We start from the raw sequence: 23,118 nt of genomic DNA, 5'->3' as shown, positions 1-23,118 counted from the left end.
CAAGATCCACGATTCAAAGTACAAAAACACACAAAAAGCGGGATATGATCATCCCGCTTCTACTGTTGGAACCTTATTACTGCTTACTGACCGCAACATTACGATCAAAGGCATAATCATTCATGTTAGTCACTGAAGCAGGGATAGCTACCGTGGTTAACTTGTTCCCTCTAAACGCCCCACGACCAATGGTCTCTACCGCATCAGGAATGGTGATACTGGCTAGCGCATTATCCCTAAAGGCCTCTTGCTTAATGATAATCACAGAGTCTGGAATGGATATTTCTGTTAATTCATTATAAGAGAAAGCGCTCTGTCCGATCGTTTTCAAGGAATTAGGCAATATCACTCGCTTGAGCTTGTTCTTGGAAAACGCCTGCGTTTCAACTTCCGAGATCGAGCTTGGGATCTCTACGCTCGTAAGCGCATTCCCTCTAAATGCAGAAGAGCCGATTTCGGTCACCGAGTCTGGAATCTCTATCGTGGTTAACGCATTTTCTAAAAATGCACCATGGTGAATTTCCTTCACCGTTTCAGGGATCACCACCTGCGTCAACTGATTACGAAAAAACAAATTATTCGGAATTTCACGCAAATCATCAGGCAATGTCACGCTCTTTAGTTTGTTCTTAGCAAATGCATAACTCCCTAATTCTTTAATCGAATTGGGAAGAACCAAGGTGGTTAGCTCATTACTAATAAACGCCTCGTGCTCAATCGTGGTGACAGTGTTTGGAATCGATACCGAAGTCAAAGCATTATCGGCAAATGCCCCCCTGCGAATGATCGTTATTAACGCTGGAATAGTCACACCCGCTAGCGCATTATGGGCAAATGCCTCTTCACCGATAGACGTCACTGAGCGAGGAAGGTTGATCTCCGCTAACTTATTCTCTGCAAAGGCCTGTTCACCAATCGTTGTGATGGAATCAGGCAATGTTATCTTGGTAATCACGTTATGCCTAAAAGCCTCTTCAGGGATCGCTGACAGTGTTTTGGGCAATGAAACCAAAGATAACTTGTTATAGGAAAAAACACTCACTCCCAAGCGAGTTACAGAATCAGGAATAATGACCTGAGTAAGTTTATTCGCGGCGAAAGCATAATTACCAATACGAGTAACCGTATTTGGAATTGTGATACTGACAAGTTTATTGCCATGGAATGCTGCATCGTCAATCTCTGTAACAGCATTCGGAAGCACCACATGCTCAAGCGGGTTATCCATGAAAATACGACTTTTAATCAACGTCAAACTATTCGGCAACACCACTTCCGTCAACTCATTCTCTGCAAAAGCCTTTTCACCAATGTCTGTAACAAAATGCGGTAGCTTAACGCTCACAAGTTCATTGGCCCTAAACGCCTCCTCTCCAATGGTTACCACCGAATCAGGAATATGCAATTGCTCTAAACCATTCTGAGAAAACGCACGACGACCAATTTTTTTCACTGAGTTTGGTATCACTACACTTGGCAATGCATTGTTGTCGAATACCCCATAGCCAATTTCCGTAAGCGAATCAGGCAGTGAAAGACGGGTTAAATAGTTATCAGAGAAACTAAACTTACCAAGTTCAGTAACGGATGCGGGAATCACCAGATCCATCAAATCATTTTCAGCAAATGCATAAGCACCTATGCTCACGAGTGAGTCAGGTAATATCAGGCCTGTTAGCCCACTATTAAAAAAAGCTTTCCGGCTAATTCGTTTAACCGGGACATTATTTAAGGTGTCCGGGATGATAATATTTTTATACTCTGAACGATATTCAACGATAGTCCCCGTACTAGCATGGAACGTGACATCATCGAGGGTCAGTGTTCTTAACTGCCCGACATCAACAGTGATGACTTTTGTTTGCTCCTCATTCAACGTCAATATTTTGTCCGTTCCCGCCTGACATGGTGACGCTATCAAACTGACGATAGCCAGAAAACCAGGAAACGATTTAAAGAGTCTCATATTTGTCCTTAATTTAAGCGTATAGATCATATGCATAACTCTGCATTTTGATCTTACTTAGGGGATTCATAACTGCCCCAAAAAAGAAAACACCAACATAACGGCCACAGGGTTTATTTAGGGGCTATTAGCCATATGTATATCGTTACTTATCCCCATAAAACAGTGCTAATACAATATTCCTGATGATTTTCAACTGAATTAGTAATGATAAACTTAAGTATTTAAGTAAAGAAAGTATGATACTCTATGCTCACTAATAATATTATTACTAACGGTCAATGAAAAAGAACATTCTAGCATTCGCAATAATTGGTGCTGTTACCCTTTCAAACACCACTCAAGCTCAACCAATTGAAACTTGTAACGATAATGCCACAGCACATGCGCGTGATCTATTTTTAAAACATTATAAAAAGAAAGATTATACCGCTGCCTATTATGCAACTTATCTTTATGCTGACAGCTGTCCCGGCTTATTTTCAACACAGACCCCATCACCTGAAACACTATGGCTATTGAGTGACTATTCTCTTGCTGCATCACGAACCAATAATATAAACACTTGCGAAAGTATCTCATCCCTTATTGATGCAAGTGTCTTGCAGCAGCATCCTCGTATTTCCCAAGCAATACAAACCAATCTTAGTCTGTGCTCACTAAAACAAACTGAATCACAACTTGATACCCCCTTAAATAGAGCAACCTGTGCACTTGATAACCATTTCCTCGCATTACCAGACTCATGGCAGAACAAGGTCGCCAACCATGAAGACGTTCTTTGTATCGGCCCAAAAACATTAACGCCGGATACCACATTAACCGTTATCAAAAAAGGCACAGACAATCAGACAAGCCGTATTCCCCTAAAAAACATCATTCCCAATGATGATAAAAACCGTATTCTCTTCCTTAGCAATGAACGCCCGATGATGGTGGCCAAAGTGTTCAACACCAAAGGCACACTGCTACCGCCAGCCGCCAACGAACGTACCGAATATTATTCATTACGCCCGTACCAGGACAATGAATTAACGCAGCAGCAAATTGCACAGCTCAATAAGGACATGGTGCAAAGTGTGACCGATAATGAGTACACGGCTGAACAACGGGCTGCATTAGGCCAAGCCGTAGCGGCTAGTTTTACCGTTGACCCGTCTGATTGGTGGAGCCATAAACCATTGCTCAACACCACAGAAATGACGGATCAGAAAGATTTTCTGGTCGCTCAATATAACGATCGCTTCGAGCTTATTTACAATTTGGGCAATGAGATTAAGAAACTGAACTTATTGACAGGTGAGAAAAAAATCGTTTACACCGCGACTGAAGCCGTTCATGTATTCAGTATTCAAGAAAGATTGCTATACATCACCAATGATCAAGGTGACACCTTCGAGCTTGATCTAGCTATGGATAGGCCGTCACCTCAGGCTGTTTCTTATGCGCCACCGCCACATAAAAAAGGCGATATATGGAACGAACCGCTTGTATCAATGGACAGGCAAAGTGAAATTAATACCAATGACGGCAATTTGAGCATCGAAAGCCCCAACTACAAGAGCACGGTGATTAATAACTTCTGGGACAATCAATGGATTATCTCTAATCTTTCGTGGGGTGGTGACACTGATGAAATGTATTACGACAACACATCTGCCAAGGCATGCATTTGGCGAGTCGATTTGCTCAGCCGCCGTGTTGAGCGTGTTATTCCGATAGATGCCGCATTAGTGCCATATGGATTCCGAGTCGGCAATGTACCGTATGTGGTTTATGTCGATACCGCCAAAAAACAACTGTTGCTAGCCACTCCCATGAAATAATGTCATTGAACTTTAAACTCTTCGTTCTTCCCCTTTTTTAAGGGGAAGAACTAGGGGGCTAACCAAGCTCAAACGTCGTGACGCCAAATGTCCTTTCTACCGAAATATCTGGAAACTCGCCGGTATACATCCGAGCGGTTGTAAAAACAGGCTCCATTTCATATTTACCCGCCATTGCAACACCGGCATGGTTCGACTCGGGCACATCCAAATATACCGGATCATAAGCACTGGCCTTGGCTCGCAAGGCCAAGAATAAGTCTTCTGCCAGTGCAACATCATCAGCGAACAGCGGACCGATTTTATACCCCTCTTGGCATGGTCGAATCACGCCATAACCGACCAATTTGCCACCACGGCGGATCGCCAGAGCCACCGACTCTCGCTGGCTCAGCCAATGACGCAAAAACACATCTCTGCTTACCGGAAAAAACGTACTGTCGTAACAAAGAACCTCGTTAAAATGGGCCTCATCAATAGAGATAATGTCAGCCTGTTCCGGTGCGACTCCGCCCCCCAAGCCTTCAAAACGAATATTGCCATAGGCGAGACTGAACCCCGAACGGCGGTAATTGGCTTGCTGATCGACCACACCGTCCAAGCCGATATTGCAACCCGCAAGATATTCAAGCCCAGCCTGCCAGATCGCCAGCCCATACCCCTTGCCTCGGTATTCGGGTTTCACAATATAAAACCCGAGAAAGCCAAAGCCATTGCTGTACTTCACCACCGAAATCGAGGAGATCGGCTCGCCGTTCAGATATCCCATCAAAAAGCCGTTAGGGTCAGCCGCAAAAAATGACGCCGCATCATGCAGGCCGGGATTCCAGCCTTCTTCTGCCGCCCATTCCACGGCAAGGGACAAATCCTCCTTGCTCATTACACGGATCTGATAACCTGATTTTTCCACTCCTTTCACCTTTCAGCTTGCCCACTTATCTCATTAACCATAGAACAGCAAGAAACAATACCGCCGGAAATTGCGCTCGTAATACGGCTGACGGCAACTTCCCCTCTGGCACTGGCACTGGCACTGGCACTGGCACTGGCACTGGCACTGGCACTGGCACTGGCACTGGCAAAAATAGACAAGCTCTCCTAGCTTAATAAGTGGCACATTTTTGCAGCAGACAAGGTTAATTCACCCCATGACAAAACGTATCGTTGCCCTCTGCCCCTTAGGATTGGCGAGCATTTTGCTTGCCATGCCAGCCGCTGCCAGCCCACAAACTGCCACGCCCCATTGGCAACACAGCCTAGAGCTGTATTTTATGGGACTGAATATCCGAGGGGATTCCACCATACGCAATCGCACCTTGGATCTTGATGTCGACCCCAAATTCATCATGGATAATCTCGACATCGGGGCCATGGCTCGCTGGGAATCAATCTACCACCAGCAATGGGGATTCTATCTTGACTACAGCTTCATGGAACTCAGCGGCGAGACCGACAATTTACTGAGCAGTACCGAAAACCTGGTTCTCAAAAGCGACATTGATATTCGCCAGGGGGTATTGGAAGCCAAGGGGTTCAAACGTTACCACTATCCATTCGGTACGCTGGATTACATGATAGGGCTTCGCTGGTGGGACAATGATATCAGTGCCGAGTTTTTCCGCCGCGACAACCAACGTATTTTCGACAAATTCAGCTTGGACGAAAATTGGGTCGACTACGTTGTCGGTGTTCGCTGGATCAATTCTATCAATAAGCACTGGCTGTTCCATGTCAGTGTCGATGCCGGGCTAGGTAGTGATACCGACTTCACCAGCGCCATCCAGACCGGTGTCCGTTATCGAATAAACCATTGGTCAGACATTAATATTGCCTATAAATCGACCTGGGTGGATTACGATAACCAAGACAATTTTGCCTACAACACGGCATCACAGGGCTTTCTTTTAGGCTGGACGGCCCATTTCTAAGACAGCCAAGTAACATCAAACAAGTGCTGTCCCACTAATATTGAAATCACCAAGGTGACAATTGAAGGAATGGCATCCTGAAAACGGTCAAAACGAAAATGGAAAAACATCGCCCCAATCGAGGTTAATGCCAATGCTCCAGCCCCCAAGAACGGGACATACTTGATAGGTAACCACAAGGCCACGGCCGATGCACATTCAATGACCCCTACGGCGAACATATGACGGCGATTCAAGCCGTATTTGTGGAAAAACGCCAACTGAGTTTGAAAAATGTATTTGTGCCATCCCAATAGCTTGATAGAGCTGGCAAACAGGAAAAAAGCCGAGAGCAAGATCTTGAAAACAGGGTACATGGGCGAGTCCTTATGTATTTGTGGTTTGCATCATATCCATTCCATAAAAAATGATAAGACTGTGTTTCTGCATACCATCTATTCGTTTTTTGAATACATCATTGATTCCCGCCAAACACCCACCCTTGTGGGTAACCGTGCTGTCACTTTTTTAAGATCCATCTAGGCTCTTTTTTAAGACACGACAAAGAAAAAATAACCACTAAACTAGTAAAGTCTTGACCTTCCCCTAAGGGGAGGCTTTACAGTTACACGGATTTTCCCTAACAATGTCTATGATGCGTTTTACATCTCACCGAACATTCTGGATTGCCCTTTTCAGTATCTTTACGATGCTGATGTCCAGTATTGTCTCGAGTGCACCGCTCATGACATTCCAAATGCTCAGTGATGGTGCGATCCCAACACTTGAAGCTGTTACAGGCCAAGACGATCGTGAGCCTAATCACCGCTCAACCGATCACCACCATGAAGCGCCTTGCAGCGCAGCCATGATGGCAACACACCACGCTGAGTCGCCGTCAGTCCCAGCCCATCCCGCAGCAGCCAGCTCAAGTAACACCGCAAGCAACGCCCAGCATGCCATGGCCAACTGTAACGACAGTCAAGACATGCCTCACAACTGCTGCAGCGCAGCCTGCATTAGCGTGTTTGCCTTTCTGCCACGCCTAAAACAATCTATCGTGCGCCAAGCCCAATTAGTGCCTTTTACGCCTGATGTAATCGCGATGGTACCGGCTCACCCTCAGTCCCTCTACCGGCCTCCCATTGCCTAAATCCTGCTCTGCCTGATGACACCCGACGTTTGTGACGCTGGGTGATTGAATGACGCGCCAAACAGGCGCACAGAATGGATTTAGTTTGATATGAACAACACTAGCCTGTGGGCACTGAATATCAGTGCAGCCACGCTGGTAGCCATGCCTGCTATGTCGGCACCCCAACATTATGGGGTCGTTCAACCGCAGCTTGCCGCCGCCTCACAGCAGCTCAATGCCCTGATTGAACAAGCACTGGCAGCCGATGCCAACCGCCAGCAATACTTTGCTCAGTCGCAAGCCATGCGAGAAACCGCCATTGCCAGCGCTACCCTTATGGATCCCAAGCTCAAAGTCGGTATCGGCGGCCTGCCCGTTGACAGCTTCAAGTTCGATGATGATCCCATGACCAACATCTCAATTGGCCTCATGCAGCAATTTGAGCGGGGTGACACCCTTAGCCTGCAACAAAAGAAAAACAACTTGCAGGCAGACGGCAGCGCGCTGCAAATTGCCGCCCGCGAACTGGATGTTGCCAACCGGATGACCCAAATATGGTTGGAGCTTGGCTACCAGCAGGTTGCTGCAGGCATTCTGCGGGAAAACCAGCGCCTGATGATAGAGATGGAACGCGTCATTGCCACCAACTACAGCCTCGGCAAAAGCGAAGCCCAGGATCTGCTCAATACCCAGCTGCAAGTCAGCAAACTCGATGAGAAACTGCAGGCCAACACCCAAATCCAACGTCGACTGCTGTCGCAGCTCTCCGAATGGCTCGGCTCTGACTGGCTGAACACCCATCAATCTTTGACCACCAGCAACCGACTGCTTTGGCCACGTTTGGATGCCGCTCTCGCCAGTCAATCCAAGTCCAGTGACAACCAACACTATACACTGCTCGCCCACCACCCAATGGTGAAAATGGCCGACACCAGCATTGCCGTTGGCCAAACCCAAGTAGAGCTAGCCGAACAAGCCTACCTGCCACAATTCGGCGTGGAGGTGATGTATGGCTACCGTCAGGCAAACAATATGCGTGGTGAGCCGGCCTCTGATTTGGTCAGTGCCTATCTGACCATGGACATCCCGCTGTTCACCGACAACCGCCAAGACAAAAACAAGGCTGCCGCCCAATATCAGGTCGGTGCGGCAAAATCGCAAAAAGATCTGCTGCTGGCGCAAATGAACGCCAAGGTCAACGCCTTGCTGGTGGACAAACAAAACCTCGAACTTCGACTCGCCCGCTATCAGGACACCTTGCTCAGCCAAGCCAAGGCGAGGACCCAAGCTGTCGAGCGGAGCTACCAAAACAATACCGCCCAATTCAATGACGTGATTTCCGCCACCAGTGACGAGCTAAACCTGATTCTCGAACAGCAACGGCTAGTGACCGATCTTAGCATTGTAAAGAGCAACCTTGCCGCTTTGCTAAACCGCTTTGGCTACCAAGCCGCAGCACCGACTTTGCGCCCTGATACCCAACCCTATACCCAACACTAATGAACAAGGCAGAAACACTATGAAAAACGTACAGATAACAGCAGTAGCCCTGTTCGTTGGCGCCGCCATCGGGTTTGGCTCCCATTACTATCTCACCAGCCGCCAAGATGCCGATCTGACCACGGCCAACAACTCACAGGCATCGAATACCCATGAGCCTTTGTACTGGGTTGCCCCGATGGATCCTAACTACAAGCGGGACAAACCGGGAAAATCACCAATGGGGATGGATCTGATCCCGGTCTACGCCGAGGACTCCGCGGGAAATAGCGACAAACCGGGCACAGTCACTATCGATCCGGCCGTCGAAAATAATCTCGGCGTTAAAACCGAGACCGTAAAACGGCAAACGCTTTCCCCGCGCATCGACACCGTAGGCTATGTCGCCTTTGACGAAAGCCAGCTATGGCAAACCAACGTCCGGGTAGCAGGCTGGGTTGAAAAACTCTTCATCAATGCGGTCGGCGAGAGTGTCAAAAAAGGCGATGTACTGTTTACCCTCTACTCACCGGAGCTTATCAAGGCGCAGGAAGAACTGCTCAATGCCTACCGGACAGGCCGCACCGGGCTGACCAAAGGGGCAACCGAACGACTGGTCACACTGGGCGTTGACCGCCATCAAATCAAGCAGATCCTCAAACGCGGCCGAGCCTCACAATCGATCGCGATCAAAGCTATCTCCGATGGTGTCATTGCCAGCCTCAACATCCGCGAAGGCGGCTATTTGTCACCGGCACAGGCAGTGATCAGCGCAGGTCCGCTGGATCATGTCTGGGTCGATGCCGAGGTTTTCGAGCGCCAAGGCCAATGGATGAAAGCCGGCAGCCCGGCCAGCATGACCCTAGATGCTATTCCGAACAAAACCTGGCAGGGGCAGATTGACTATGTCTACCCGATCCTTGATCCCAAAACCCGCACATTGCGGGTACGGCTGAAATTCGCCAACCCCAACGGTGACCTCAAACCAAACATGTTCGCCAATATTGCCCTTCAGCCCACCACGGACCATACGGTACTCACTGTTCCGCGCTCATCGGTGATCCGCTCCGGCGGGATGACCCGCGTTGTGCTGGCCGAAGGCAACGGGAAATACCGTTCAGCACGTATTGAAGTCGGCTGTGAAGCCGGTGAACGTATCGAAGTCCTCCAAGGGCTCAGCGAGACGGATCGTATCGTGACCTCGGCCCAATTCATGATTGACTCAGAATCAAGCCAGAGTGCCGACCTCTCGCGGATCAACGGTATTGAACCCCTAATCCAGCCTGATATCCAATGGGCCAGCGGTGAAATTACCGATGTCATGCAAGGACATCGAATGCTGACCATCAACCACCAACCTGTTTCTGCATGGAACTGGCCGGGCATGGTCATGAATTTTACCCTGAGCAAGGATCTTCAACTGACAGACACCGACTGGGCGACGCTGAAAAAAGGCCAGCCGATTGAATTTGAAATGCAAAAAGGCGCAAGCGGCCAATACGAAATCATCGATTACCGCTTGGGTTCTAAAACCCCCAACAGCAGCGAAGCGCCAGAGATCTGGATAGACGGAAAGATCACGCTGCTGATGGCCGATTTCGGCATGGTGACTATCAGTCATCAGGCCGTTGGTGACTGGCAGTGGCAGGCCGGCGAGATGAATTTCTCCGCCGCAGACGGTGTTGACCTCGCCCCCTTTGCCGAAGGGCAAGCAGTACGGGTGCTGATTAGCAAAAACGGTAGCGATTATGTCCTCAGACAGATCCAAGCCGTCGATATACCCAGAGCTGCCAATACACCAAGAGCAACGAACGCACAAACTGGAGGCCAGCAATGATTGGGGCGATTATCCGCTGGTCTATCAGCAACCGCTTTTTGGTACTGGTTGCCACCTTGGTGCTAACCCTTGGCGGCCTCTACAGCGTAAAGAACACACCGGTTGATGCTATCCCGGATCTCTCGGACGTTCAGGTTATTATCAAAACCAGTTATCCGGGACAAGCCCCGCAAGTGGTAGAAGACCAGGTGACCTACCCATTGACCACCGCGATGCTTGCCGTACCGGGGGCCGAAACGGTGCGGGGCTACTCGTTCTTCGGGGACTCATACGTCTATATCATTTTCAACGATGATACCGACATGTACTGGGCTCGTTCACGGGTACTGGAATACCTCAGCCAAGTTGCTCCAAAGCTGCCACCGAGTGCCAAACCGACCCTCGGCCCCGATGCAACGGGCGTGGGCTGGGTATACAGCTACGTTCTGCAAGACAAAACCGGCAAGCATGACTTGGCTGAACTGCGCAGTTTGCAAGACTGGTTTTTGAAATATGAACTGCAAACCGTGGCTGGGGTCTCCGAAGTCGCGACCGTCGGCGGTATGGTCAAGCAATATCAGGTGCAAATCGACCCGGCCAAACTGCGTGCCTACGATCTGACACTGCAACAGGTCAATATGGCAATCCAAAACGGTAATCAGGAAACCGGCGCGTCGGTGATTGAGGTTGCCGAGGCCGAGCACATGGTACGCACAACGGGCTACCTCACCAGTATCGAAGACATCCAGTCACTGCCTCTCAAAGTCACTGACAAGGGTACCCCCTTACTGCTGGGGGATATTGCCGATATCAATATCGGCCCGCAGATGCGCCGTGGGATCTCCGAATTCAATGGCGAAGGTGAAGCGGTCAGCGGGGTCATCGTCATGCGCTATGGCGAGAATGCCAGCGCGGTGATAGAGCGCGTCAAAACCAAACTGGCCGAATTACAGCGCGGCCTGCCTGACGGCGTCGACATCGTCGCCACCTACGACCGCTCAACCTTGATCGACAATGCGGTTGATAACCTTTGGCACAAACTCGCCGAAGAGTTCATTGTGGTTGCCCTTGTTTGCGCCCTGTTCCTGTTCCACATCCGATCGTCGCTGGTAATCGCAATCAGCTTGCCGATTGGCATCCTGAGCGCGTTCATTGTCATGCACTGGCAGGGGATCAATGCCAATATCATGTCACTGGGCGGTATCGCCATCGCCATTGGCGCGATGGTCGACGGGGCTATCGTGATGATAGAAAACGTCCACAAGCATATCGAACGCACCCCGCTCACGGACGAAAACCGCTGGCAGGTAATCGGCAAAGCCGCCGAGGAAGTCGGGGCTCCGCTGTTCTTCTCGCTGCTGATCATTACCTTGAGCTTCGTGCCGGTTTTTGCGCTGGAAGGACAGGAAGGCAAGATGTTCTCGCCGCTGGCCTTCACCAAGACCTATGCCATGGCTGCCGCCGCCGGATTGGCTATCACACTCGTTCCGGTACTGATGGGGTATTTCATCCGTGGCAACGTCATGCCCGAACATAAAAACCCAATCAACCGTGGCTTGGTCGCACTCTACCGCCCATTGCTGGGATTAAGCCTCAAATTCCCCAAAACCATGATCGGGCTGGCTATCGTACTCATGGCGTCGGCCTACTACCCTACCAGCAAGCTGGGCAGCGAGTTCATTCCGCCTTTAGATGAGGGGGATCTGATGTACATGCCAACCACCTATCCGGGGATCTCCATCGGCAAGGCACGCGAGCTATTGCAGCAGACCGACAAGCTGATCAAAACCGTACCGGAAGTCGAAACCGTTTGGGGCAAGATCGGCCGAGCGGAAACCGCCACCGATCCGGCACCGCTGACCATGATTGAAACGGTTATCCAGCTCAAACCTCGCGAGCAATGGCGAAAAGGCGTGACAACCGAATCGCTGCGCAAGGAATTTGACGCGCTGATCCAGTTTCCGGGATTGACCAATGCCTGGGTAATGCCAATCAAAACCCGCATTGACATGCTGGCCACGGGGATTAAAACCCCAATCGGGATCAAGATCGCAGGGCCTGATCTCAAGGTTATTGAAAATATCGGCGCCCAGCTCGAACCTATCCTCAATACGGTTCACGGCACAACATCGGTCTATGCCGAGCGGGTTGCCGGCGGCCGCTATGTCACCATTGATATAAAACGCCGTGCCGCTGCCCGCTATGGCCTCAACATCAAGGATATCCAGCAGGTGATCTCCACCGCCGTCGGCGGGATGAACGTCGGTGAAACCATCGAAGACTTGGAGCGCTATCCGATCAATGTCCGCTACCCGCAAGCATACCGCGACTCGGTGGAAAAATTGCAGGGCCTGCCACTGGTCACCCCCAATGGCGCCAGAATCGCTCTTGGTGATGTCGCCGATATCCGCTACGAAGACGGCCCGCCGATGATCAAAACCGAAAATGCCCGTCCTAACGGCTGGGTCTTCGTTGATATCGATGGCCGCGATCTGGGCTCGTACGTTGTCGACGCAAAACAAGTCGTTGCAAAACAGCTCCAGCTCCCGGCTGGCTATTCACTGGCTTGGTCAGGCCAATATGAATACATGGAACGGGCCAAGGCTCGGCTGAATGTGGTTGTCCCTATCACCCTGTCGATCATCATGCTGCTGCTCTATCTCAGCTTCCGCCGGATCGGTGAAGTGCTGATTATTATGGGCACCCTGCCTCTTGCAATGGTCGGCGGGCTGTGGCTGATGCATGGCCTTGGCTACAACTTCTCCATCGCCGTCGGGGTTGGCTTCATCGCCCTTGCCGGGGTCGCGGTAGAGATCGGGGTCATTATGCTGGTCTACCTCAACCAAGCATGGGACGAGAAAAAACGCCAAGCCATCGCGGGCACATTATCGCTCGGCAACGATGAACTCACCGACGCTATTCGCGAAGGGGCCGGACTTCGCGTACGCCCGGTCATGATGACCGTACTCACCGTGATTATCGGCCTGATCCCCATTATGTATGGCGAGGGAACGGGCTCTGAGGTCATGCAGCGCATCGCTGCACCAATGATTGGCGGTATGGCCTCTGCCCTGCTGCTAACGCTGCTCGTGCTTCCGGCCATCTTCAAGTTATGGAAGCGCAAAGAAATCAAAGCATTAACCCATATCTAACCGACACCATCCAGACCGCCCCTCATCCTCACGGAGGGGCGGCACTGAACGTAAAAAGATAAGATAATAAGGACTGTAGAATGAAAAAATCCCTAATCGCCCTAACCTTCACGCTATCATCGTCGCTTGCTATGGCTGACGGCAATATGGATCACTCGCACATGGACCACAGCGCGATGAACCACAAAAGCATGGATCACAGCCAAATGGATCATTCGAAAATGGATCACAGCAACATGATGGACATGTCAGCGGTAGGCATGCCAGCCCCCGGAGCCAAACCAGACAAGGTGGTTCATGTGCTCTTAAGTGACGACATGAAGATCCGTTTCAAAAAACATGTTGATATAAAACCCAACGATATCGTTCAGTTCGTAATAATGAACACGGGCAACATCGATCATGAATTTTCAATCGGATCAGCAAAGGAGCAACTCGAACACCGCGAGATGATGCGCACCATGAAAGATCACCATAACCATGACAGTGGCAGCACGGTAACGGTAAAACCGGGCAAGGCCAAGCAGCTTCTTTGGCACTTTCACGGTGACAAGAATGTTGAATTTGCCTGCAATATTCCCGGCCATGCGGAAGCCGGAATGGTGAAAAAAATCACGTTATAATGATGACTGAAAACGGAGTACCTATTGTGCTCCGTTTTATCTCTCTCGTTACGTCAAAAATACGAGTTTATGGGAAATATGTCAGCCTACTTGGCGCTATTAATACCTTATCTCGCCACCGTTAGAAGCACTTATCACATTTCTTTCAGCCCCCTAATTGCTTTCGATCACCGACATCGGCATACTCGTCATCGAGATATCAAAGGCTGCAATAAAAAGGACTAGACGTTGTTATTTAAAATCCCATTGCTCATTATGCTACTTTACTATCATACCCAAAGCCAAAATGCTCTGCGCTGTACTGTTTTTTGGTTCTTGGCCCTGCTGGCACTAAGTAGCATGCAATATTCATTCACCGCAGCATTATTCTTGCCGTTAACCATTTCATCGGTTATCGCTTTTGTGTATTTCACATTGCTTGAAAGAATAGAAAATCTACTGCTATGGTGGCTAACCATGATTGCCGGTGCCATTGCATTACTTATTTTTTAACGGTAATACTTTCATTTATACGCCGAAACCACCCTACACAATAATCACCACGTAATGGTAAACACACGAATATAAATGTGGGAAAACCTCATCAATCACATGAAAAACCCAATATAATCATCCCATTTTTAGTGGCTCCCTAAATTAGAGTTTTCCAAGTATTCTGACTTAACCAGGTATTCCCATGGAGTCAGGTCATTTAACGCACTGTGTGGTCGTTCATCATTTGTAGTGGCTCATACACGATCTTACATATTCACTGGTAAGTCACGACTAGATCGTACAGTCGGTCTGCTAGCATCATAACTCATAACTGGACAAAACTGAGTTATATAAATTAGTAAATTAGTAAATTAGTAAATTAGCGTTTAACGGATTACTCGGGGTATGCGATAACTTCGCCAGATCCCATACCGAAAACTTCAAGTGATGTGGGATCGGGTAAAGCATTACATACTGCCTGAACGAAAAAACGGCCCAAATCGAGAACCGTTCGTATGAGTAAAACTCGCTATCCAGTTCGCGCAAACATCTTAAGTGATCGGAGTTCCCTTAAATAGGGATTACTTTCAATCTAATTAGATACTAACAACTTTCCAAGTATCTTCGTCGATGTCTATTTCTTGATATCTAGTATCTTCAACAGCAAAACATAAGAAATACTTGGGTCTAGAAAGGCCAACATATATCATCTTTGCATAATCTTGGGTTTTAATTATTTTACTTTCCAGACTAACTATTTTAGTTTTCCTTGTTTTTATTCCTCTAGTTTTTCCTTTACTCTTAATATTTTCAATTTCTTCATTAGTACATTTTATCTCATGTTTAAAGCTAGTGATAATTTCATTGCAATTACTATCACCTGAGAATACACTATTTAAAAACTCTGTCTCATAAAATCCATTATAATAACTTTCTAAATAGAGTGTTGCCGTATGTGTTTGCCCCTTTGCAGAATGTATTGTACCTAACTTTGGTCTGCATCTATTTGCGATAACATTTCTTTCTACGGGAGCTACTACTAAGTTTTCATCAATATTAAAATAGTCAAGACAATCAATATCTATTGAGCCGATATCCTTACACATCTTAACTACAAATTCTTTTATCTCCTCAACTAATCCCTCACTTCCTTTAGAAATAAATTTCATCGTCCACTTATAGAGATTCTTAGTTAGATCTTCGTAAATATCGGGGACTTCAATTCTTAGAAATCTAAATAATTTTGACTTAGTGCATCTTTTATCATCAATTTCAATATCATTGCTATTTAGAACAAATACAACTGATTCTAATATACATTCATATACCTCTGGGAATTTACAATTACTTGAATCACCTAGTGATATAAGTTCACTCTGAAGCGTGGATTTAGTTTTGCCTTTTTGTTTCTCTGTAGGTAAACAATCAGAGAAGTTTGCCAATGTTAGCTTGGTATCTTCTCTAACTGTTGAAACCCATGAAATAACCCCTACATGCTCATCATCAACTTCCGGAATGCTGCCACATTGTTTGTACTCTTCATACAACTCTAAGTATTTGGGTATTACTTTATCTAGATTATCTGATTTGAAGTGTATTAAATGTGGTTTTATTTCTGTCTTATTATTCAAACCTATAATAATGTCATTTGAGACAGAAAATTGATTAACAACTTTAGAAACCTGAGGTGTTAGCCTATGACTTCCGGAAATTTTTAGGACAATATTTCTATCTGACCAATCCGGTTTATCACTATATTCGTTGTATATTGACTGGTTACTATCTCCAACCCTTTGATACACTGTATCTCCGTTATGAAAGCATGACTCTAGAATATCATATTGCATTCTATCCATATCCTGCATTTCATCAACAAATGCAAAACCAAACCTCTTTCTAATGTCAATCAGTATCGATGGATTCAATTCTATGAATTTTTTCGCGAAAGTATAAGCATAATCATAGGTTATTACCCCCCTGGAAAAGGTATCTTCAAGTATTTTCTTTAACCCTTGATACCTTGGATTTGTCTTATTCCCTATCAAACATCTTGCATTCCCTTTGATATAAAACTTATCATCAGAGAAGTTGTATGTTAACTTTTTTACTTCTTCATATATCAATTTCTCACATATTTTGTTTTTATTCCCTCCTTTTTCTTTAGAAATTTCCTCAGCTTTTAATATATTTCGACCGTAAAATAGGTTATAAACCTTATTATACTTTTCATCATTTTTAACTTCATGGAAGCAAGACAATATTTGTTCTTCGAAAGCATCATCATCCACTTGAAAGTCAGTAATATTATACGTAACTTGCATATATGGCCTTGCAAAATAGGTGTTAACAAAGCTTTGGATTGTGCCTACAAAGTTTGGATATGAAAATAGTTTTGGACAATACACTCCTATCTTATCTTTCCACTCATTTACCGCAGCATTAGTATGAGATATGACAACAATACCTTTATTGTCATTAAAAGGCATGTATCGTTCAAGGATTGTCAACTTGGCTAACAATGCTGTGGTTTTGCCACTACCCGGAACTGACTGGAGATCAAGCGTGTTCATATTTCTAATAAAATCAACTCGTTCTTTATCAAACTCCCCACCATTAATAAGTATGGATTCAGAATAAGCGATATCATTATCTTTAATCTCATGCACAAACATACTTTACCCCATCAATTAATGATTTAATGTACTTATCATCCTTTGTAAGGTCTAACGTGTTATCATGGTCTGAAGAATGTGGGTCAATATATCTAGCTAGTTTGTAGGCAAAATCAGTTTTACATAGAGATTTATTATATAACTTAATGGCAAGCTCTTTTTCTATGTCTTCGACATCGATTTGAGAGTGCATTTCTACTAGAACTTTTTTTACAACATCACGAAAAACTATAGACTGCTGTAAGCTATATTCTAAAGTCCAGTACTTGGTTACAAAAACTTTTACTTTTTGATCATTATAGTCAGCTTCAATCTTTCTAGTTCTTTCTTCTGACTGACGATTAAACTCAACTTCATCAACTTTTACATAATTGTAGCTATTTCTTTCCCCATCATTTTCGATTTTATCTCTAGAATAAGCACGAGTGTCACAATCTGTTATTATTGAAACTGGAATAGATAACTCAGGGCCAGAGTTTCTAAGAAATATTTTCCTAAACTTCATGAATTCTGCACTTGCTACATTGACAATTGCTACTCCTGATTCAGTAAAGTCCTTCTCTATCACTCCTTGCTTTTTCATTAACTTAGCTAATGCTGGTAATAGTATTTCTTCTGACCATCCCTCAACCATGATTACTGATCTCGCGAAGAACATATTAGACTTGGTAACATCTAAGAACCTTTCAAGGTACAAATAGTCACCTTCTTTTTTATCAAGCTTTGTATATTTCTCTCCCAAAGGATAGACTTTACCTTCATGACAAAGAATTATGTTTTCAAGTTTAACCTTTGACGTCAAATTTGGACTATGGGAGGAGAGAATAAACTGTATTCCATCTTGAGCTTGAAGTGCTTCAATCACTTTCATTTGTGCTTGAGGATGTAAGTGAGCTTCCAACTCTTCGACCAAGCACAATTTTAGTCCCGTCCAGTCACTTTTATCTAAATGCAACAACTCTGCTGCCATGAATAGCTTGTTAAGTGTTCCTAGACCAGGCTTAACAGTACTATCAATCTTTAATGATAGCTTCTCCAAAATTGATTTTAGATTTGCTGGAGATACTTCAAATGATGTTTTAGTATTCATGTCAACAAATGATGACATGAACTTATCAATCTTATTTTTCAGTTCACGGCCTTTAAGGTCATCGGTTAACTCATCATCATTATGATCTTTACCTTCAAAATAGTTAGATATGTTTGCATTAAATTCTTCAAAAAGAGCAAGTAATAAATGATCACCGTCTTTATTCTGAAATGCATCATGCGTTTTAAGTATCTGTGATAATCTCGAGTTTTGCTTTGGTGTTAGATCTGAACTTGCATCTCTCAAAGGTTTTAAATAAGTGGTTTTTAAATATTCTTTAGCTTCTGATTTAAGTTGCTTCTCTAAGCCATTATCTCCGGCATAAATGTCTGAAGGGATAATACGACCATTTTTGCTGGATACTTCATAAACTAACTTAAGAGTTGGGTGCAGCTTACCATCTTGCTCTCTGTAACTAAGCCACTCACTAAAATGGTAAGCTTGCTCTTCCATGTCATCGAAATGGAGTTCGATTCTCATCTTTTCAGCACCAGAAAAAAAGTCGTCTTCTTCTGGTCTAATCCATTCAAAGCTATGAGTCTTCAAAACAAGCTTTATAGCATCTATGATCGCCGTTTTCCCTGAGTCATTCTCACCAATAAGTACATTTACACCCTTATTAAGGTTTAACTCTAAGTGAGGCTCATCCAGAACTATCTCACCTTGTTTTCCGTACTTTCTAAAGTTCCAAAGCTTCACTTTCTCTAAATACATCGCTCTCTCCAATGAGGCAAGGTCAAAATCATACCTTCAATCAACCCTTTACTATGGGTCATATGTAGTAGAAGTAGTATGCGATATAGTAATTTATCATATGCAATTACGCACCCAACGGTCTAAAATTTGTGACTGAGAAGCGTGGTTTGAGAGTAATGGTAAGACTTCACTGATTAGAAAAAGTAGGTCGAATCACTACTCTAAATAGTGAGTGGTCATGGGAACCTAGAAAGCTTTGGGGCAAAAACACCTTAACTCAATCTCTCGACTCTCCTAATCCCACACATAACAACCAACAGAACGTACAGAAATCGACCACTACGAAGATCGGATTACAACCAAAACGACACCATGCAAGCCATCTTGTTTTTATCTTGTGCAACTGATGCTTATGTTTTAGATTTTCCCTTTACAGTTCAGAGCTGAAACCATATTATACGCCGCATGGAGAGATGGCTGAGTGGTTGAAAGCACCGGTCTTGAAAACCGGCATACGTTAATAGCGTATCTAGGGTTCAAATCCCTATCTCTCCGCCACATTCAAGAAAGCCGACTTAATTGTCGGCTTTTTTATATCTGAATTTTGTGATAATCAGATAGGGTGCAGAACCCTAGACAGGGTTCAACCTCTGTAATGTCATTTAGGCGAAGCAAAAGCACATTGCCCGTGCCGAAGGCGCGAAAAGGCAATAGCCCGAAGGGCGCGAGCCTGCGAGCAGTAAATCCCTAGTCGTGTGCGACCCCAGCTCCGCCACATTCAAGAAAGCCGGCTTAATTGTCGGCTTTTTTATATCTGAGTTTTGTGACAATCAGATAGGGGGCAGAACCCTAGTCAGGGTTCACCCACCAGCATGGCAATATTGCCGGGGCGTCTTGCCTGTCTGCTGTTTGAAAAACGCAATAAAGGCACTGTCGCTCGAAAAACCCAGTTGATACGCTACATCGTTAACCTGCGAGCCACCTGCAAGGCGTAAGATCGCTTGTTGCAAACGCCATTGCTGACGCCAATCTTGATATGACATGCCCGTCTCTTTGATAAAAATACGGCTGATTGTTTTGCTGCTAGCCCCAACCTGCTCACTCAATACGTTGAGAAGCGGTGCTATCCCCTCTCCCTCTACCAATGACGCCAACCAAGTGGTCAAGCGCCGGTCTGTCGGCATAGAAAGGACAAGCCGCTCTTCGCGGGCCAAGGCCAGCTCTTCGAAAAACAGCGCATGGGTATTTTGCATTTCTGCATTCGGTTTATCCCAGCACCAAAATGACATCCGCTCAATCAGCGCCTGAAGCAAAGGGGTTACCTCGATGATTTTCACCCGGTTCTCGAGATGCGCAGTCAGGTGAGGAGCAAAATAGAGAGAGCGATATTCAACAACCTGCCGCATCTCAGCGCAGTGCTCCACGGCGGCGGGGATCCATGCCGCACGCGTCGGGGGCAATACGCACTGCATGCCATCTAGCGTAATAGTCATGCACCCTTGGGGAGCATAAAGCAGCTGCGCCTTTTGATGCTGGTGCATCCCTGAATCATGCCGACCAACCCGCGCCGCAATACCGATTACGTCTGCGGCGAGCATATCGACATTGACCGGAGTTCTTTCATCTATCAGTGCCATTGTCTCTATCTTGATGTTCTTGCTTTTTATTCGCCGAGTGAGGCGATATCGAATATCCGTCAACGATACCTTAGAAAGCACCCTATACCCAAGTTGCCGCCCCAACCCAAGCTACCGTACAGGTTCAATAGTTCGGCAACAACTCGCATTTACTTCATACCAGAGTGACAACACACTCGCGAAACACACTATCCGTAGAGAAGACAGCTGGCATTGCGTTGACTTGGGTGGAAAAGGTTGCTGATATATCCCGATAATTCATCAGCAAGGTTGCCCAGAAAAAGAAAGACAAACCATAACCTTGCCGCAAGGGAATCTCTACTCGTTATGGATAACATCTCTCTTTGCTTTTCCTTCTCTGAATTCGCCCCACTTGCCGAACATATCACCCAATGCTTGAATCAATCATCAACGCTTCAGCAATGCGGGCTCACGACACGATACGTTGCTTTTGCCTCCCCAAAAACAGAAAGCCGCGAACACGATGCAGAGTATTGCCGTTATCTGGTGTGCCTGTTCGGGCAAGAGATAAATAGCAAGGCCAACAAAAACGATCTCCGCATGATTCATAAGATTGAATCGGCTCTTGAAGCCAGCGCGGATATCTTTGTGTTCATCATTGGCTCACAGAGCGATGATGACTCGCCTTTGCCTGCTGAACTTGAACAGCTCAATAAGCAGCACCCCAACCGTATAAGTTTTGAAACTGTCACCTCCGTGGATCATGATGCCATCGCCCAGCATATTACCCATAAGATTGAGGATGATATATGGCAGATTCTGGGAGAAGAAGGCCGGCTCTCCCATACCTTGGATCTGCTCCATATACCGGGTTTTCCACGCCATCAACTCAAACAGCTGCCAACGGAGATCCGTAAACAACTGACCCTTATCTACCAACCCGGGGATCCCCGTACTGCTCATAGTCCAGATGCAGCAAACCTTGCCCAACGCAAACGGTGGGCATACCAAAGCCTTGCCTATGGCCACCAAGATCAGGCAATCAAAAACCTTCAAAAGGCAAACAACGAGTTCGGCTCTGATTTATTCAGTTGCTTTTGGCTTAGCCGGCTCTTTGCCCTTTACGGGACACGGACAGAGCACTGGCAAAGCAGCCAACAGCATGCCGAGTTGTTGAAAAAGAGACTTCCCGAAGAAGCCTCTCTTCTCTTGTCGTTGAACTTAACCCACCTCGGCCGCGCATACAGTTTCCAGCAGGACTATGGCAATGCCGAGGCGTGTTTTCACCAGGCAATAGCAACATATCAAACATACGAATCACTCGAATACCTTGCCGAAGCCTATTTGATGCGAGGCGAGAGTGGCCATAATAATGAGTGGCGAGAAAAAGCGGTCGACACCCTAACCTCACTGTTACAGCTCAGGCTATCCCATTACGTACTTACCGCCGAACGCTTCATTGATAAATATCCCAAAGCCTTTAGTCAGGTAAACCATGAAATAACGCTCAAAATAGATAGCTTTCATCACCGCGCCTATATGGTACTCGCGGATAATCAATCTTGGTCAAAGCAGCACCTTGGGCTGGCGTTACCCGCCTTCCCGCCGTTATCCCACGACGTCACGCTATTGCAGCGAAGCTATGTCGCATCGCACTACATTTGGCAAAACTATCGCACACTGCGGATGGCATCATCCCAGCTAGAAACCCGCTTTCACCAATATAGCAAGCGGCAGGCCGAGGTTAATGCCGACAAAGAACGCCATGACAAAGACTACAACCTGCTGACGGCAACATTGAGCGAAGCGCTCGCCTGCCTGAAGGTACGCAAAGAGCAATTCCAAGAATTCAGCCATGCCAAGACACAAGTTAATCTTGCCCACCGCCGCCTCACACAGGGCAACGTGGTAAGCATTGCATCAATCGTTGCGATGGGCATCGGTTTTGGCTATTCGACAGCGCTCGGAACGGCTGGTGTATTCGGTGTGCTATTGGCACTTGGTCTTCGTGAAAAACTGCGGCGCAAACGCCAATCCACTGCACAAAATCTCCACAAAATTGCAACTCATATCAAAACCATCAACAAATCATTGGAACACTCTTTGGAAGATGCCAAAGGCAATATCGTGCAAGCCACGTGGAAATCCATGCTCTCGGCCCTGTTGCCCGACATCGAGAAGATTCGCAGCTCCGATGTGGCTGATGCCGAGGCACAGCTCAACCGTAGCTACGAATCGCAAACGGCTGATTTCAATAAGCACCTTCGGGTATGTCACAACGAGCTTTATCTCCTTGGCCAGTTAATACGTGAGTGGTTAGCTAAAGCTAACAATTACGAGCAGCATTTCATTTCGGCCTATGGGGGGCAATACAGCCACCTAACCCGGCAAAAAAGCGGCTTTGAACTAACCGACAAAACAATACTGGGCAGCGACAGGCTTGAAGATACCAACGCTACGGTCAGCGGTCGTCTTCTGACTGGCAAAGCCATCCATACCGATGGCGATCGCCTTGCCGCTTGGTTTGATAACCCGCAACAAGCCCATGCACTCATCGCCCTGAAAGATCTGGATGCACCTTTAACCACGCTGCAAGAAAGTGAATCAGCGGAAATTGAGCCAATCAACGAGAGTGAAGAGTCACTTACACAGAACGAATTAACTTAAGGTAGCTTGGGGATATT

General features: G+C 46.5%; 16 protein-coding genes and 1 tRNA gene. 10 read left to right on the top strand and 7 right to left on the bottom strand.

The window, feature by feature from the left end; genetic code table 11:
- Positions 1–76: 76 nt before the first annotated feature.
- Positions 77–1,966 (bottom strand): leucine-rich repeat domain-containing protein, encoded by a 1,890-nt coding sequence (locus tag ACSF8X_RS17290; protein ID WP_500851794.1) that lies wholly within the window; start codon positions 1,964–1,966, stop codon positions 77–79.
- A gap of 281 nt (positions 1,967–2,247) precedes the next feature.
- Here ACSF8X_RS17290 and ACSF8X_RS17285 point away from each other — a divergent pair, with 281 nt between their 5' ends.
- Positions 2,248–3,792: a hypothetical protein gene (locus ACSF8X_RS17285; RefSeq protein WP_500851793.1), complete on the top strand. Its 1,545-nt coding sequence runs from the start codon at positions 2,248–2,250 to the stop codon at positions 3,790–3,792.
- Between the two features lie 58 nt (positions 3,793–3,850).
- Here ACSF8X_RS17285 and ACSF8X_RS17280 read toward each other — a convergent pair whose 3' ends face one another.
- Both ACSF8X_RS17280 and ACSF8X_RS17275 read right to left on the bottom strand, forming a co-directional pair.
- Positions 3,851–4,702, bottom strand: coding sequence for a GNAT family N-acetyltransferase (locus ACSF8X_RS17280; protein WP_500851792.1), 852 nt, complete (start codon positions 4,700–4,702; stop codon positions 3,851–3,853).
- Positions 4,703–4,707: 5 nt separating this feature from the next.
- Entirely contained in the window at positions 4,708–4,884 is a 177-nt protein-coding gene (locus ACSF8X_RS17275) for a hypothetical protein (protein ID WP_500851791.1), read from the bottom strand.
- A 56-nt stretch (positions 4,885–4,940) separates the two neighbouring features.
- On the opposite strand from ACSF8X_RS17275, the gene ACSF8X_RS17270 reads away from it, so the two are divergent.
- Positions 4,941–5,720, top strand: a complete 780-nt coding sequence (locus ACSF8X_RS17270) for a hypothetical protein (RefSeq protein ID WP_500851790.1) — start codon at positions 4,941–4,943, stop codon at positions 5,718–5,720.
- On the opposite strand, the gene ACSF8X_RS17265 is transcribed toward ACSF8X_RS17270, so the two are convergent.
- Positions 5,717–6,076 (bottom strand): DoxX family protein, encoded by a 360-nt coding sequence (locus tag ACSF8X_RS17265; RefSeq protein WP_500851789.1) that lies wholly within the window; start codon positions 6,074–6,076, stop codon positions 5,717–5,719. The genes ACSF8X_RS17270 and ACSF8X_RS17265 overlap by 4 nt on opposite strands.
- A 269-nt stretch (positions 6,077–6,345) precedes the next feature.
- On the opposite strand from ACSF8X_RS17265, the gene ACSF8X_RS17260 reads away from it, so the two are divergent.
- The 6 genes from ACSF8X_RS17260 to ACSF8X_RS17235 all read left to right on the top strand — a co-directional run bounded on the left by ACSF8X_RS17260 (position 6,346) and on the right by ACSF8X_RS17235 (position 14,396).
- Complete coding sequence (locus tag ACSF8X_RS17260; protein WP_500851788.1) at positions 6,346–6,852, top strand: hypothetical protein; 507 nt, start codon at positions 6,346–6,348, stop codon at positions 6,850–6,852.
- Between the two features lie 153 nt (positions 6,853–7,005).
- On the top strand, positions 7,006–8,334 hold the full coding sequence (locus ACSF8X_RS17255; protein WP_500852161.1) for a TolC family protein: 1,329 nt from the start codon (positions 7,006–7,008) through the stop codon (positions 8,332–8,334).
- A gap of 19 nt (positions 8,335–8,353) precedes the next feature.
- Complete coding sequence (locus ACSF8X_RS17250) at positions 8,354–10,150, top strand: efflux RND transporter periplasmic adaptor subunit (protein WP_500851787.1); 1,797 nt, start codon at positions 8,354–8,356, stop codon at positions 10,148–10,150.
- A complete protein-coding gene (locus ACSF8X_RS17245) occupies positions 10,147–13,281 on the top strand; it encodes an efflux RND transporter permease subunit (RefSeq protein WP_500851786.1) in 3,135 nt (1,044 codons plus the stop codon). Before ACSF8X_RS17250 ends, ACSF8X_RS17245 begins: the two co-directional genes overlap by 4 nt.
- Before the next feature lie 80 nt (positions 13,282–13,361).
- Positions 13,362–13,904, top strand: coding sequence for a copper-resistant cuproprotein CopI (gene copI, locus ACSF8X_RS17240; RefSeq protein ID WP_500851785.1), 543 nt, complete (start codon positions 13,362–13,364; stop codon positions 13,902–13,904).
- A 228-nt stretch (positions 13,905–14,132) separates the two neighbouring features.
- Complete coding sequence (locus tag ACSF8X_RS17235; protein WP_157037873.1) at positions 14,133–14,396, top strand: hypothetical protein; 264 nt, start codon at positions 14,133–14,135, stop codon at positions 14,394–14,396.
- A 578-nt stretch (positions 14,397–14,974) separates the two neighbouring features.
- Here ACSF8X_RS17235 and ACSF8X_RS17230 read toward each other — a convergent pair.
- Together ACSF8X_RS17230 and ACSF8X_RS17225 are read right to left on the bottom strand one after the other, a co-directional pair.
- Positions 14,975–17,050 (bottom strand): UvrD-helicase domain-containing protein, encoded by a 2,076-nt coding sequence (locus ACSF8X_RS17230; RefSeq protein ID WP_500851784.1) that lies wholly within the window; start codon positions 17,048–17,050, stop codon positions 14,975–14,977.
- Positions 17,037–18,854: an ATP-dependent nuclease gene (locus ACSF8X_RS17225; protein WP_500851783.1), complete on the bottom strand. Its 1,818-nt coding sequence runs from the start codon at positions 18,852–18,854 to the stop codon at positions 17,037–17,039. Before ACSF8X_RS17225 ends, ACSF8X_RS17230 begins: the two co-directional genes overlap by 14 nt.
- Positions 18,855–19,303: 449 nt before the next feature.
- On the opposite strand from ACSF8X_RS17225, the gene ACSF8X_RS17220 reads away from it, so the two are divergent.
- Positions 19,304–19,394 (top strand) — tRNA-Ser (locus ACSF8X_RS17220).
- 302 nt (positions 19,395–19,696) lie between these two features.
- Here ACSF8X_RS17220 and ACSF8X_RS17215 read toward each other — a convergent pair.
- Complete coding sequence (locus tag ACSF8X_RS17215) at positions 19,697–20,473, bottom strand: AraC family transcriptional regulator (RefSeq protein WP_500851782.1); 777 nt, start codon at positions 20,471–20,473, stop codon at positions 19,697–19,699.
- 327 nt (positions 20,474–20,800) lie between these two features.
- On the opposite strand from ACSF8X_RS17215, the gene ACSF8X_RS17210 reads away from it, so the two are divergent.
- The gene (locus ACSF8X_RS17210) at positions 20,801–23,101 is read left to right on the top strand and encodes a tetratricopeptide repeat protein (RefSeq protein WP_500851781.1); all 2,301 of its coding nucleotides are present in this window, start codon (positions 20,801–20,803) and stop codon (positions 23,099–23,101) included.
- Positions 23,102–23,118 lie beyond the last annotated feature (17 nt).

The organism is Photobacterium panuliri, from assembly GCF_059920555.1.
The sequence above is the reverse complement of the archived record's forward strand: the minus strand, read 5'-3'. Positions and strand labels throughout refer to the sequence as shown.